This is a genomic window from Sphaerisporangium aureirubrum (genome assembly GCF_042658925.1).
GTDB classification, from domain to species: Bacteria; Actinomycetota; Actinomycetes; order Streptosporangiales; family Streptosporangiaceae; genus Sphaerisporangium; species Sphaerisporangium aureirubrum.
Genome location: NZ_JBHSRF010000131.1, coordinates 1 through 14,038, shown reverse-complemented (window position 1 = coordinate 14,038; position 14,038 = coordinate 1). Strand labels below are relative to the sequence as shown.

Sequence of the window (14,038 nt, the reverse complement as noted above, 5' to 3'; positions counted from 1 at the left end):
TCGGCGGACGGCCGGGCCGGCGCCGCGGATAACCCCACTTTCGCCGCACCATATCGCGGTGCCAGCGTAAGAGCGTGGCCGCAGTGACCACGAACGCCTGCCATCGGATCCGGGGCAGCAGTCGGGACAGCACCGCCAGCAGCGCCCGGTCCGCCGGCGCCCGGGCGCATTGGACCGGCCTGGCAACGCAGGACGGCAAGCTGATGACGTAGGACGATGATCTCGACGTCCCTACCCGCGTCCGTGCGTAGCCGCAGCAGCAGGAACTGGCCAACCCGGATGAGCGACAGGTAGAGCAACCAGACCAACACGGGCCGCGATCCTGCCAGATGAAAAATCCTGATCGTGCGAGAACACCGCAGGTCACAACCCAAATCGGGGTTTTCGGGCCCCACACCTCGCCCGGCACCGACGCGACCAAAGACGACAGGCAATCGCATCTGGACCAGCGATAACTACCGACCGTAACCGACTACGAATGATCAACGATCATGGCAGCGACCCACCCTCGACCAAAGAGCCCACAACGAGCACACACAGGCACCAAAACACCACTGGGCACCCTCCACATTGTGGAGAATGCCCAGGTCACCGGTGTACTGCTGGGTGCGCCGCCAGGGACTCGAACCCCGGACCCGCTGATTAAGAGTCAGCTGCTCTAACCAACTGAGCTAGCGGCGCGTGCGGTATCCAGAATACCGGTAGTTCGGGGTGCCTGGTTCACCTGGGGCGCCGGGGGTGGTTGTGAGGGGGGTGCCGGTGAGGGTGGACAGGACGGTCAGGGCGCGTTGCCATAGGGCTTCCGCGTCGGTGTGCGGGGTTGGGGTTTCGCAGGCCATCAGGTCGCGGGCCAGGGCCGTCAGGGGGCCGTTGTCGCCCAGGTGGGTGGCCAGGGCCATCAGGCGGCTGCCTAGGTCGGCCAGGTAGGTGAGGCGGTCGGAGGGGGACATGGGGTGGGGGGAGCGGAGACGGGTCAGTTCTTCGGCCAGTTGCGGGCGGATGGTCTCAGGGGAGTGGCGGATCAGGCCGCGGGCGGGCTGGGCGAGGCGCTTGGCCACACCGAAGCGGCCTCGGGGGGACGCGCCGGGGCGGGCGCCGCCCAGAGGGGGTGCGGGGGTGGCGCTCAGTGGAGGTGCGGGGCTGGCGCCTAGGACGCCGCCGACCATCTCCTGGTCGCCGGCGGCGTACTTCGGGGCGGCGCTGAAGAACGACGGCGCGGCGGTGGTGTGCGCGACCGGAGCGGCGGCCATCATGGGTGCGGCGGTGACGGGCATGTCCCAGCCGCTGGGCATCTCCACTGGCTGGATGACGCGATGCGTCGGCCCGCCCTCGGTGGCCACGACCCGGGTGTCCACCGCCACGAACGCGGTGAACCGGCACAACACCCCGTGGCGCAACGAGGCCCCGACGATCTCCTGCTCCAGCCCGTGCTCCCCGGCGGCGTACCGGTCCTCCAGCTTCCGCAGATGGGCCCGCGCCCAGATCGCCCGCACGGCGCCCGCGGCGACTCCGCTCGGAGCCTGCTTGTCGTCGGTCATCGGGGCTCCGGTGAGCCGGTGGTCCCAGGGGCGGCCGGTGGTGTCCAGGCCGTGGACGGTGATGGTGCCGTGGGCCGGGCCGCGGAAGCGGCCCCAGACACGGAGGGGGACGCCCGGGTAGAGGGAGCCGAGGTGGGTGACGGAGCCGGGGACGACGTCCAGGCCGTCGGCCTTCAGGGTGAGGCCGGTCACCAGGGGGGAGCCGATGCGGCGGTGGATGTGCTCCATGGCCTCGTCCAGGCGGTCCTCGGACTCCACCAGCTCGCAGCGGCCCGACCCTAGGCCGGCCAGCCTGCCGAGGAAGCCCGCGTTGACGGCGCGGTCGATGCCCACCGTGTGGACCCGGACGGCCGCCAGCCGCGCGCCGAGCCGCTCCAGGATCTGGTCCTCGTTGCCCACCTGCCCGTCGGTGACCAGGACCAGGACGCGGTCCCGCTCGGGGTCGTCCAGCAGGGCGAGCCCCTGTTCCATGGGGTTCAGCATCTCGGTGCCACCCCGTGCCTCCAGGCGGGACAGATGCTCGACCGCGCGGAACCGGTTGCGGTCGGTGGCGGGGGCGAGACCGGCGCCGAGATCCTGCGGGCGCTCCACCACCGAATCGAACGACAACACCGCGAACCGGTCCTCGGAGGTGAGCGTGTCCACGATGCGCGCGGCGGCCCGCCGCGCCGCGATGATCTTCCACCCGGTCATGCTCCCCGAGCGATCCAGCAACAGCGCGACATCCCGCGGCCGCCGCGCGGCACCGCCGTCCACCACGGGCGGCAGCACGGTAAGCGCGAAGGTACCGTCACCGTCAGCCGAGGTCCCGGCCCCGGCCGAGGTCCCGACCCCAGACGGGCTCGCGGCCCTGGACGGGTCCGGGGTGCCGGACGGGTTCGCGGTCCCGGACGGGTTCGCGGTCCCGGACGGGCTCGCGGCGCCGACTGGGTTCCCGGCCTGGGACGGGCTTGCGGTGCCGGGCTGGGCCGTGCCGTCAGGCGAAGGCGTGGTGGTGGAGGGGCGCGTGGTCTCGGCCGCGGGGGCGGCGCCTGCTGGGGTGCCGGATGGGCTCTCGGTGGTGGTTCGGCTTGCGGTGCTGTGCGGGTTCTCGGTGTCGGCTGGGGTGCCGGTGGTGTTCTCTGTGTGGGGCTTCTGGCTGGGGAGGGGGGTGTCGGGGATCAGGTTCAGGGAGGTGGAGGTGGTGAAGTCCAGGCGGAGGAGGAAGTCGCGGTTCAGGCGTTCGCCGGGGGTGAGGCGGATTACGCCGTTCTCCTCGGTGACGGTGTGGAGGCTGGAGCGCAGCTCGCGCAGGTCGAGGCCGGCGGGGTCGATGTGCACGGCCAGGGCTAGGTCGACGGGGTTGGGGAAGCCGGGGAGCAGGACCGGAGGGGTGATGCGGGAGGCGTCGGGGACGGCGTCGGTGTCGGGGGCGACGCCGTCACCGGCGGAGTCGCCGTCCAGGGGCTCGCCGGGGATGTAGCGGGGGGCGACGACCAGGGGGAAGCGGAAGGTCGCGGCGCCGTCCTCGTAGGGGAGCGGCTGGCTGAGGGTCAGGTGGACGGTGACGCGCTCGCCGGGAACGATGTTGCCGACCCGGATGGTGAAGACGTCCGGGCGCTCCTCTTCGGCGATGGCGGCGCGCTTGCCCTGGGCCACGGCCTCGTCGTAGTCGCGCCGGGCCTCGCCGCGTTCCTTCAGCGTGCCCTCGATCACCCGGTCGTCGGCCTCCATGCGGAAGGCGGTCACCGCCGCACGGTCGGGCAGCGGGAAGACGTACGTCGCCTCCAGCGGCACGTCGTGCGGGTTGCGGAACCCCTGGGACATCTCGACGCCGCAGGTGAGGCCGGTGACATGGGCGTTCACCTCGACGCTCTCCAGCGGCAGGTTGCCCTTCCCGGTGCGCAGCGCGCCGAGCCCCGCGTCGGGCAGCGGGGTGTACTCGCCGGGCTTCAACGGGGCGATCCGAACACTCATCTCTGCATCCCTTCGGAATTTCCGGCGATCATGTCGTCAGGCGGGAGGGCCCCGGGGGCCCCGCCGCCGGCGGCGGGGACCGCTTCGGCGGGCTCGGCCGTGAGGTGTCGTTCGTTGAGCACGGCGAGGAGTGGTCCCGCCGCACGCCTGATCGCCGCGATGTCGTCCAGGCTCGGTGTCCGCCCGTCCAGCATCAGCGTCACCCCCTGTGCGAGCCGTACCCCGTGGACGAGTACCCCGCCACCTGGGGGGCCGAGATCGGGTGTGCCGTGACCGCCGTCCGGACGGCTCTCCGGCATGGCGGGGGAGAAGGTGGCGGGCCGCTCCGTCCAGAAGCGCGGACGGGTGAGGTCGGGCGTGGAGCGCGGGTCGAACAGGAGGGGCTCCCGCCCTGGCACGGGATTGGCCGCGGTGGGAGAGATCAGCGGCTCCAGCGGCGAGACGGGCGACTCGAAGGCGTCCGGGACCGGAGCGAGAGGTTCCGCGGCGGCCGGCGGGGGAGCGGGACGGGGCTCGGCGGCCGGCGGGGGAGTGGGACCGGGCGCGGGGGCCTCGGGGGTGGGTGAGGGGAGGCGGGCGAGGGATTCGAGGACGGCGTCGGGGGCGCCGGTGAGTTCGGTCTGGATGGCGGCTATGGAGAGGCCTTCGGCCTGGCGGCGTTTGACGGCCACCAGCTGGAGGAGGTGACGCCTGCCGTAGAGGGCGACCCGGCCGCGGCGGGTCAGGGGCGGGTCGACCAGGCCGATCGTGGTGTACCAGCGGATGAGGCGCTCGTTGGGGACGTCGCGGACCCGGCCGTTGGCGCGTGGGGAGGCGGGGCCGAGGGCGTCCGCCGCTCGCTCCGCCAGCTCACCGATCGTCCAGGTGTCACTCATGCCTCCATGATGACACTGCAACTATTACAGTGTCAACGTTTAGCGGCGGGGCGAGCGGTTAGGGCTGAAGGAGCAAGGAAGAGAGCACCAACCCATGCTCAGAGGGAGACAACCTCATGGCCCATATCACCAGCCCGCTGTCGGGCGACAACCTGAAGGTCACCGGTGAGGCGCTGCAGGGGGCGCTCACGGACCTGCTGGACCTCGCGCTCGTCGGCAAGCAGGCCCACTGGAACCTGGTCGGCCGCAACTTCCGGTCCCTTCACCTACAGCTCGACGACATCGTCTCCATCGCCCGCAACAACGCCGACGAGGTGGCCGAGCGCGCCGTCGCCCTGGGCCTCAACCCGGACGGCCGGGCGGCGACCGTCGCCAGGGAGACGGTGATCCAGCAGCCGGAGCTCGGCTACCTGGAGGACGCCAAGATGGTGGCGATGTTCACCGACGTCCTCGGCGCCATGGTCAAGCGGATGCGCGAGCGCGTCACCGCCACCGAGGAGGCAGACCCGGTCAGCCAGGACCTGCTCATCTCGGCCACCCAGGAGCTGGAGAAGCAGCACTGGATGATCCAGGCGCAGAGCTGACCCGCCTCACAACAGATCGCGGGCGAGCGGCGCGATCGAGGGCCGGGCCGCGAGGAGGGCGCGCAGGGCGTCCCAGCGGGTGACGGTCTCGCCGCCGGCGCCCGCGAGCCCGGCCGCGGTGAGCGCCCGGGTCCAGTCGGCGTCGGCGGCGGGGGCCGCGCGTTCCAGCGAGTCCAGCACGGTGGGGCCGCCGCCCTCGGCCCGGGCGAGGTCGCCGAGGTCCCGGGTGAACAGCGACAGCAGGTGCGGCCACCGGATGGTCAGCAGGGCCAGCTTGGCGACCTCGTCGTCGGACGCCCGGGGCGCGCCCGCGAGGGCGCGCCGATAGGTGACGAAGCAGTAGAAGCGGAACACGTTCACGTACCGCTTCAGCTCCCGCGGGTTGGTGAGGCTGAGCACCGGCAGCACACGGCGGATGGCCGCGTACGCGTTCTCGTCACTGTAGAGATCGTCGTAGACCCGGTCCGCCGCCAGCCGCGTGGCCGCCGACAACCCGCCGATCCGCGTCCCCTCCGCGCCGGGTTCCCGGCCCGCCTCGACCCGCCGGGCCACCGCGTCGAGGTCGTCGGCGGACGGCCGCAGCGCCCTGATCTCCGCCTCCAGCAGGTCGACCACCTCCTTGCCCGCCGCGTCCTCCACCACGGTCTCGCCGCCGGACGCGGCGCGCCGGTCCGCGGGGGCCCGGACGCCGAGGAGGGCCCGCAGGTAGGACGGCAGCCGGTCGCCGTCGTCCAGCAGGGGCACGCTGAGCGGCAGCTGCACGATCTTCTCCAGGAACCGCCAGCCGAGGCCCGACTGCTCCAGCGTGCCGGGCGGCAGGCTGCGGGCCAGGTCCCCGTAGGCCATCTCCACGTGCGCCGCCACGACCTCCGGGTCCATCGCCAGCACGAACACGCAGTCGGGGAACTCCCCGGCCAGGAACAGGTTGACCGCCTCGATGACCTGGGCCACCGTCCCGGGCGAGCAGCGGTCCAGGTCGTCCACGAAGACCACCAGGGGCCGTTCCGCGCTGGCCACCATGCCGAGCACGTGCCGCATGTCGGTCTGCACCAGATGCAGGAACCCGGTCCTGACCCCGTATCCGGGGTCGGGCGTCAGGCCGCCGACCAGCTCGGGGGAGGGGGTGAGCACGTCAGGCCTGCTCACCAGGCCGCCGAACGCGGTGTCGGCCGACTCGCCGAGGAACCGGGCGAGCCGTACGGCCGCCGCCAGCACCGCGACCAGCGTGCCGCCCGCCCCGACGGCCGCCGCGGCGCCGCGCAGCAGGGAGCCCGTGGACGGCACCAGCGTCGCCGCGGCCAGGGACGCCACGGTGAGCAGCAGCGTGCCGCACAGCGCGAGCGCCACCGGCAGCAGCCGGGTCAGCGCCAGCCGGTACGCCCGGCGGCGCACGGTCTCGCGGTCGATCCGCGCCAGGTTGAGCGCCAGCCAGAACCGCTCGCGCTCCCCCCGGGGCAGCCGGTCGGTGACCTGGCCGATGATCTCGTGCGCCAGCCCGGCCCACACCTGCTCGCCGTTCTGGTACATCCACGGGTTGAACCACACGGTCGGCCGCCAGTCGCCCTCCCGCAGCGGCAGCGCCCCCGGGACGGCGTGGTCGTCCGGGCGTTCTCTCGGCGCCCGCATCCGGGCGAGCACCTCGGCGTTGGTCAGCGTCGCGTCGTCCCGGTTGAGGTGGATCGGCGCGGGCCGGCCCTCGGCGGCCCCGGGGTCCAGCACGTCCTGGATCATCCGCATCAGGGAGGTCTTGCCCGCCCCCCACGGGCCCTTCACGCCGATCGTCAGCGGCGGGCGGGTGTCGAGGTGGCGGATGAACGCGGCCGCCGCCTCGGCGTGCACGCGGTGGCCGAGCCGGTCCCTGATGGTCCACCGGTCGCCGGTGAGGCGCGCCCGCGGCCGTACGGCGCGGCGCGCGGCGCGGCGGCGGCGCAGAGCGGCGGACACGCGGGCCAGCTCGCCGGGTTCGAGGCGCCCGGCGACGGCGTGCCGCACGGCGGGGTCGGCGAACGGGGTGCGCTCGCCGAGCAGGCCCCAGGCGAGCAGCTCGCCCACGGCCTCCTCCACCTCGGCGGCCTTCCCCGTCTCGGCGGGCCAGGGCTCGCCGTCCGGCCCGGTGAGGGGGGTGCCCTCGGTGAGCAGGTACGCCAGGTCCGGCGTCAGGGGCTCGTCGTCGTCCAGCAGGGTGGCGCGGCGGAGCAGGCGGCGGGCGTTCTCGCCGAGGTGGACCTCGTAGACGCGCGCCACCAGCTCGGTGGCGGACAGCGGCGGGACCGGGTCGCCGGTGACGGCGAGGCGGGCCAGGGCGGTGCCGAACGCGGCGCCGAGGTGCCGGGCGGGCCCGGGGGCGTGGGCGACGCCGATCAGCTCGCCCTCGCCGTACGTCAGCAGGTACGGCCTGCGGTCCGCGCCGAGCTCGGCGCAGCGCTCCTCGGCGTACCTGAACAGGTCGCCGACCGTGACGGTGCCGTCCCGGTCCAGGTCGGCGGCGCCGGACAGGATGCCGTCGGCGAGGATCGCGGTGAGGGACACGGTCTGGCCCGGCCGTTCGCCGGGCATGGTGGCGCTGGTGGTGAGCGCCGCCGCGGCGGCCACCGGCTCGCCCTTGACCCGCAGGCGCCCGACGGTCTCGTGCGGGTGGCCCGCGTCCACCGTGACCAGCCAGCCGAAGTCGACGACCAGCAGCAGCGCCGCGCCGTCCGACTGCTCGACCCTCCGGGCGAACTCGGCCATCAGCGCGCCGAACTCCCTGCGTCCCCACCCCGACTCGGTGGACCACCGGACCAGCAGCAGGTCCCCTGGCTCGACGTCGTCCAGGAACGCGCCGACCCGCCGCTGCTCCTCGTCGCCGCACTCGGCGGTCCGCACGGCGTATCCCTCGGCGTTGAGCGCGTGCACCAGCCGGCGGTCGGCCGAGGTGCCGTCCCGGTCGAGGAAGACCAGGGCCTTGCGGTTCCTGATGGCCGGGGCGGGCGGCGCGGTAACGATCATCGAGGTCATCGGAGTGCTCCCTAGGCACTGCCGATGCTCCCAGGCCCGGAACCCTCCCTCTCCCTGCCGGGCTGGGCCTTTGCCGGTAATTTGCCCGCTCTCAGCGGGTCACAGCGCGCGCGACCACCACTGCTCGTCGACGTGGGTGCCGTAGGCGGGGACGTCCCGGTGCTCCTCGTCGAGCTGGAAGCCGGCCCGCTGGTAGATGCGGCGCGCGGAGTCCAGGGCGGAGACCGTCATCAGGACGATCCGGGTGTGGCCGGTGGTGCGGGCGAAGGTCAGGCATTCCTCCACCAGGCGGGAGCCGATGCCCATGCCGCGGGCGGAGGGCTCGACGAGGAGCAGGCGCAGCTGGGCCGTGCGGGGGTCGGGCCCGCGGACGCACAGGATGGAGCCGGCGGGACGGCCGTCGACCTCCGCGATCCAGCAGGCCTCGCGCCGGGGGTCGTGGCCGTCGGTGTAGTCGGCGACGATGCGGGCGATCAGGCCTTCCATGGTGTGGTCCCAGCCGTGCTCCTCGGCGTACAGCGCGCCGTGGCGATGCACGATCCAGCCGAGGTCGCCGGGGCGGGGCGGCCGGATGACGTACGGCACGCCGCGCGGCGCGGGCTCCAGGACCTCGCGGACGGTGGTCATGGCCGCCAGCATGCGCCGGCGGTCCTCTTCGGTCAGCGGGGCCAGCAGGTCGCGGACGGCGGCGGCGGAGGAGTCGTCGAGCGTCTTGCACGTCGCGTGGCCGTCGGCGGTGAGCCGCACCACCTGCCGCCGGGCGTCGGCGGCCGAGCGTTCCCGGGTGACCAGCCCGCGGGACTCGAAGTCGGCCAGCATCCTGCTGAGGTACCCGGCGTCCAGGCCGAGCGCCCGCCGCACCTCGGCGGACTCCATCTCGCCCCGCTGGTAGAGCTCGAACAGCACCCTGGCCTCGGTCAGGGAGTACGGGGTCTCGTGCATGCCGGCGCCGAGCACGCCGATGACCCGCGTGTAGAAGCGGTTGAACGAACGGACGCCACTGATGAGCTCCTGCATCTTTGCTCCCATCAACCATTCCGTTGACAAAGTCAAATATAGAAGCAGGCGCGGATCCAGAGGACAGGCCCAAGATCGGGCCGGGGCTATCCTTGATCACATGACTTCGGGGAACGACATGCTGTACATCGGCGGCTACACGCCGGAGACCGGGGGAAGCGGCACCGGTCTGACGGTCGTCCGCGAGGACGGCGGGACGCTGAAGACCCTCGCCGAGACCGCCGCCCCCGGCCCGTCGTTCCTGGCGTTCCACCCGCGCCTGCCCGTGGTGTACGCGGTGCTGGAGAGCGAGGAGGGCGGCGTGGCCGCCTACTCCGCCGACCCCGAGGGCCCCGCGCTGCTCGCCGACGGCGCCAGCGGCGGCTCCTACCCCTGCCACGCGGCGGTCGACCCGTCCGGCACGTGGCTGTCGGTGGCCAACTACGGCGACGGCACCGTGGCGATCTTCCGTCTCGGCAGCTCGGGCCTGTTCGACGGCCGTCCCCGGCTGTTCCCCGCCGAGGGCCACGGCCCCGACCCCGCCCGCCAGGCCGGCCCGCACGCCCACCAGTCGACGTTCGGCCCCGGCCGCACGCTGTACGTGACCGACCTCGGCACCGACCGCGTCCGCCGCTTCACCATGGGCGCCGAGCCCGTCCCCCACCCCGGCGGCCCGGTGAGCGTGGCGCCCGGCATGGGCCCGCGCCACATGGCCCGCCGCGACGGCCACTGGTACGTCGGGGGCGAGCTGGACGGCACGATCAGGGTCTACGACGCCGAGTGGCACGAGCGCGGGGTGGTCCCGGCCACCGAGTCCACCGGCCCGAACCTCATCTCCCATCTGGAGGTCTCCCCGGACGGCCGCCACCTGTACGCCGCCAACCGCGGCCCCGACACCGTCGCGGTCTTCGGGATCGACGGTGATGGCGGCCTCACCCGGGTGGCCGAGGTAGGCTCCGGAGGACTGTGGCCGCGCCACTTCACGGTCGCCGGCGACCACATGTACGTCGCCAACCAGCGGTCCGACAACGTCGTCACGCTCCCACTGCGGGACGGCGTGCCGGGGCCGGCGGGCCCGGCCTTCGAGGTCGGCAGCCCGTCGTGCGTGCTTCCCGCACCCGCCTGATTCGTCTCTCACATGCTGGTCTAGACCAATGTTGGCGGCTGCGGCACAATGCCACTCGGCGGCCACGCCGGTTGAGGGGGGGAATGCCTTCTTTCCGGCGCCCGCCAACAGCCATGCCCACCATAGTGTGACCGCGACCCCACATCGGGAGGAACCCCGCCATGCGTATCGGAGTACTGACAGGGGGCGGAGACTGCCCCGGCCTCAACGCGGTCATCCGAGCCGTCGTCCGCAAGGGCGTCGGCGTCTACGGCCACGAGTTCGTCGGCTTCCGCGACGGCTGGCGCGGCCCCCTCGAGGGCGACACCATGCCGCTGGAGATCTCCAGCGTGCGCGGCATCCTGCCCCGCGGCGGCACGATCCTCGGATCCTCGCGCACCAACCCCATGAAGATCGAGGGCGGCGTCGACCGCATCAAGAAGAACCTCGCCGACGGCGACGTGGACGCCCTCATCGCGATCGGCGGCGAGGACACCCTCGGGGTGGCCAAGCAGCTGTTCGACCGGGACGTGAACGTCGTCGGCGTGCCGAAGACCATCGACAACGACCTCAACGCCACCGACTACACCTTCGGCTTCGACACCGCCGTCAACATCGCGACCGAGGCCATCGACCGGCTGCACACCACCGCCGAGTCCCACCACCGCGCGCTGATCTGCGAGGTCATGGGCCGTCACGCGGGCTGGATCGCCCTGCACGCCGGCATGGCGGGCGGCGCCAACGTCATCCTCATCCCGGAGAAGCCGTTCGACATCGACAAGGTCTGCGAGTACGTCGAGAGCCGCTTCAAGATCCGTTACTCGCCCATCATCGTGGTCGCCGAGGGTGCGCACCCGCTGGAGGGCCAGATGCAGCTGCAGACCGGTGAGCTGGACGCGTTCGGCCACGTCCGCCTCGGCGGCATCGGCGAGCGGCTGGCCCAGGAGATCGAGAAGCGCACCGGCAAGGAGGCCCGCACCACCGTGCTCGGCCACGTGCAGCGCGGCGGCACCCCGAGCGCGTACGACCGGGTGCTCGCCACCCGCTTCGGCCTGCAGGCCATCGACGCCGTGCACGACGGCGACTACGGCAAGATGGTCGCGCTGCGCGGCACCGACATCGTCCGGGTCCGCCTGGAGGAGGCCACCGCGGAGCTGAAGACCGTGCCGCCGTCCCGCTACGAGGAGGCCGAGGTCTTCTTCGGCTGATCCTCGCGTGTCCTCTCGACGGCCCCGGCGGTGCGGCACCGCCGGGGCCGTCGTGTCACCTGCGGGAGGGGCCGGAGGAGTCGAACAGCGACGGCGGGGTGGTGCGGGCCACCTCGGGGTCCACGAGCCCGGCGCGGCGCCGCTCGATGGACGCCAGCAGCGACGCCTCGTTCTCGATCTCCCGCCGGGAGGGCATCAGCGTGACGACGAGCAGCAGGCCCAGCGTCACCAGGCTGATCCCGATCAGCAGCGGCAGCAGGAAGCTCAGCGCGGGCGCGCCGCTGAGGGGCTCGGTGGAGCCGGACGGCCACGGGGTGGCGCTGAGGGAGAACATGCCGGTGTAGTGCATGCCGCACACCGCCACGCCCATGATGAGGGCGGCGGCCGTGGTGGCGAGCGGGCCGTCGACCCGCAGGGTGAACCACAGGGCCGCGGTCGCGGCGATCACGGCGATCAGCACCGAGGCCGTGACGGTCACCGGGGCGTAGTGCAGGGTGGCGGGCAGCCGCATCGCGGCCATGCCGATGTAGTGCATCGCGGCCACGCCGAGCCCGGTGACCAGGCCGGCCCCGGCCAGCGGGAGCGGTCGCTCACCGCCGCGGGCGGCCAGCATCAGCCCGATGCCCACGATCACGACCGCCACGACGGCCGAGATGACGGTGAGCGGGACGTCGTAGCGGATCGGGGTGCCCGGTACGGAGAAACCTATGATCGCGATGAAGTGCATCACCCAGATGCCTGTGCCACCGATCGCCAGGGCCGCCGCGATCAGCCATCGGACCCGCGCCGCGCCCTCGGTCACCCGGGCGCGGGACGCGAGGAGCAGGCCGAGCAGCGACCCGATGACGGACATGGCGTAGGACAGCACCGGGATGACGGCGCCGTGCGAAAAATGGTCGATGTGCGACAAGCGTGCGCTCCTTGCGGAAAACGCGAACAAGGTTCGTGTTAGCTGGACACGACAGGATATATAGCCCCGCGTCGTGGTTGTGACAGCAAGTATTCGGTGATGAGCTATCCGATAGAAGACCTGACCGAAAATGTCAGAGAACGGAAGCCCTTCCGGATCGGAAACTGGCCCCGCAGGGGTAGGACCGCTCGCCATCCGGGATAAATTGAAGGATGCTTGGCCGGAACGCCCCTCCGACCGGCGCAAGCCCCACCCCGAACCCATCCGCCCGGAGGCCCCCATGTCCGTCGTGCCGCCGTCTGCCCTGGGCGAGCCCTGCGTGCTGCTCAAGCTCGGCGAGGTCGTGCTCAAGGGCAAGAACCGCGAGGTCTTCGAGCGCCGCCTGCAGAACAACATCAGGGCCGCGCTGAAGGAGTTCGACCTGCGGTTCGACCTGCGCCAGCGGCACGGCGTCATCGCGATCCTCCTGCCCGACGGCACCACTGTCGAGGCCGCCGACGCGGTCGCGCGCCGCCTCACCGACGTCATCGGTCTCGTCTGGGTGCACCGCGCCTGGCGGGTCGCCAAGGACCCCGACGCCGTCACCGCCGCCGCGCTCGAACTGGTCGCCGGCCGCCCCGAGGTCGAGCGCCGCGCCACGTTCGCGGTGCGCTCCCGCCGCCGCGACAAGCGCTTCCCGCTGCGCTCCAACGAGCTCGACCGCATGGTCGGCGGCGAGATCAACGACAAGTACGGCCTGCCGGTGCGCCTGAAGAACCCCGAGCTGACCGTCCACATCGAGGTCGACAGGGACGAGGTGTTCGTCTTCACCGACGGCCTGCCCGGCCAGGGCGGCCTGCCGGTGGGCACCAGCGGGCGCGGCCTGGTGCTGATGTCGGGCGGCATCGACTCGCCCGTGGCCGCCTACCGCATGCTGCGCCGCGGCCTGCAGGTCGACTTCCTCCACTTCTCCGGCATCCCGTTCACCACCTCGGAGTCCATCTACAAGGCGTACGCCCTGGTGCGGGCGCTGAGCAAGTTCCAGGGCCGGGCCCGGTTGTTCGTGGTGCCGTTCGGCAAGGCGCAGCAGTCGCTGAAGTCCTCGGGGGCCGACCGGCTCCAGGTGGTCGCCCAGCGCCGCCTGATGCTCAAGACCGCCGAGGAGGTCGCCCACCGGCTGCACCGCGACGTGCTGGTCACCGGGGACTCCCTCGGCCAGGTCTCCTCGCAGACCCTGACGAACATCACCGCGCTGGACGACGCGGTGGCCATGCCGATCCTGCGCCCGCTGATCGGCATGGACAAGTCCGAGATCATCGCCGAGGCCCGGCGCATCGGCACCCTGGAGATCTCCGAGCTGCCCGACGAGGACTGCTGCACCCTGCTCACCCCGCGCCGGGTGGAGACCCGTGCCAAGATCGCCGACCTGCGGCAGATCGAGAAGCGGCTGGACGCCGAAGAGCTGGCCGTCCAGCTCGCCGAGTCCATCCAGGAGTACAAGCTCGACGAGCGCCGGTAGACCGGGGCCTCTCCCCGCGAAGGCCCCGGCCGCCGCGTCAGGCCGGGACGAGCGCCGTGGCGGCCACGCGGCCGAGCAGCGGCGGCAGGTCCCGCATGATCCCCGCCAGCGCCTCCAGGTCGCCGTCCACCAGGGCCTGCGGGCCGTCGCACAGCGCCTGCTCGGGATGCGGGTGCACGTCGATGATCACCCCGTCCGCCCCTACGGCCACCCCCGCCCTCGTCAGCGGCAGGACGAGGTCGCGCCGGCCGCCGGAGTGGGAGGGGTCGATGACGACGGGGAGGTGGGAGAGGCGTTGGACGATGGGGACGGCGGAGATGTCGAGGGTGTTGCGGGTGGCGGTTTCGAAGGTGCGGATGCCGCGTTCGCAC

Annotated in this window: 9 protein-coding genes, 1 tRNA gene and 1 pseudogene; 4 read left to right on the top strand and 7 right to left on the bottom strand. The window is 72.6% G+C overall.

Annotated elements, in window-relative coordinates:
- Nucleotides 1-607: 607 nt before the first annotated feature.
- From ACFP1K_RS39645 to ACFP1K_RS39635, 3 genes are all read right to left on the bottom strand, one after another.
- Nucleotides 608-681 (bottom strand) — tRNA-Lys (locus ACFP1K_RS39645).
- A complete protein-coding gene (locus ACFP1K_RS39640) occupies nucleotides 672-3,494 on the bottom strand; it encodes a VIT domain-containing protein (protein ID WP_380763483.1) in 2,823 nt (940 codons plus the stop codon). Before ACFP1K_RS39640 ends, ACFP1K_RS39645 begins: the two co-directional genes overlap by 10 nt.
- On the bottom strand, nucleotides 3,491-4,369 hold the full coding sequence (locus ACFP1K_RS39635; protein ID WP_380763481.1) for a helix-turn-helix domain-containing protein: 879 nt from the start codon (nucleotides 4,367-4,369) through the stop codon (nucleotides 3,491-3,493). Before ACFP1K_RS39635 ends, ACFP1K_RS39640 begins: the two co-directional genes overlap by 4 nt.
- Before the next feature lie 116 nt (nucleotides 4,370-4,485).
- On the opposite strand from ACFP1K_RS39635, the gene ACFP1K_RS39630 reads away from it, so the two are divergent.
- On the top strand, nucleotides 4,486-4,953 hold the full coding sequence (locus ACFP1K_RS39630; protein WP_380763479.1) for a Dps family protein: 468 nt from the start codon (nucleotides 4,486-4,488) through the stop codon (nucleotides 4,951-4,953).
- Between the two features lie 6 nt (nucleotides 4,954-4,959).
- On the opposite strand, the gene ACFP1K_RS39625 is transcribed toward ACFP1K_RS39630, so the two are convergent.
- Nucleotides 4,960-7,950 carry a P-loop NTPase fold protein gene (locus ACFP1K_RS39625; protein WP_380763477.1) on the bottom strand — a complete coding sequence of 997 codons (2,991 nt, stop codon included), beginning with the start codon at nucleotides 7,948-7,950 and terminating at the stop codon, nucleotides 4,960-4,962.
- 99 nt (nucleotides 7,951-8,049) lie between these two features.
- The gene (locus ACFP1K_RS39620) at nucleotides 8,050-8,967 is read right to left on the bottom strand and encodes a bifunctional helix-turn-helix transcriptional regulator/GNAT family N-acetyltransferase (RefSeq protein WP_380763475.1); all 918 of its coding nucleotides are present in this window, start codon (nucleotides 8,965-8,967) and stop codon (nucleotides 8,050-8,052) included.
- Between the two features lie 100 nt (nucleotides 8,968-9,067).
- On the opposite strand from ACFP1K_RS39620, the gene ACFP1K_RS39615 reads away from it, so the two are divergent.
- Nucleotides 9,068-10,072, top strand: coding sequence for a lactonase family protein (locus ACFP1K_RS39615; RefSeq protein WP_380763473.1), 1,005 nt, complete (start codon nucleotides 9,068-9,070; stop codon nucleotides 10,070-10,072).
- A 161-nt stretch (nucleotides 10,073-10,233) separates the two neighbouring features.
- Complete coding sequence (locus ACFP1K_RS39610) at nucleotides 10,234-11,259, top strand: 6-phosphofructokinase (RefSeq protein ID WP_380763471.1); 1,026 nt, start codon at nucleotides 10,234-10,236, stop codon at nucleotides 11,257-11,259.
- Nucleotides 11,260-11,314: 55 nt separating this feature from the next.
- Here the strand turns inward: ACFP1K_RS39610 and ACFP1K_RS39605 are convergent, their stop codons facing one another.
- Complete coding sequence (locus ACFP1K_RS39605; RefSeq protein ID WP_380763469.1) at nucleotides 11,315-12,169, bottom strand: MHYT domain-containing protein; 855 nt, start codon at nucleotides 12,167-12,169, stop codon at nucleotides 11,315-11,317.
- Between the two features lie 280 nt (nucleotides 12,170-12,449).
- Between ACFP1K_RS39605 and thiI the strand changes: the two genes are divergently transcribed.
- Nucleotides 12,450-13,667: a tRNA uracil 4-sulfurtransferase ThiI gene (gene thiI / locus ACFP1K_RS39600; RefSeq protein ID WP_380763467.1), complete on the top strand. Its 1,218-nt coding sequence runs from the start codon at nucleotides 12,450-12,452 to the stop codon at nucleotides 13,665-13,667.
- Nucleotides 13,668-13,704: 37 nt separating this feature from the next.
- Here thiI and ACFP1K_RS39595 read toward each other — a convergent pair.
- Nucleotides 13,705-14,038: pseudogene (locus ACFP1K_RS39595) on the bottom strand (3-deoxy-7-phosphoheptulonate synthase); the annotation flags it as partial.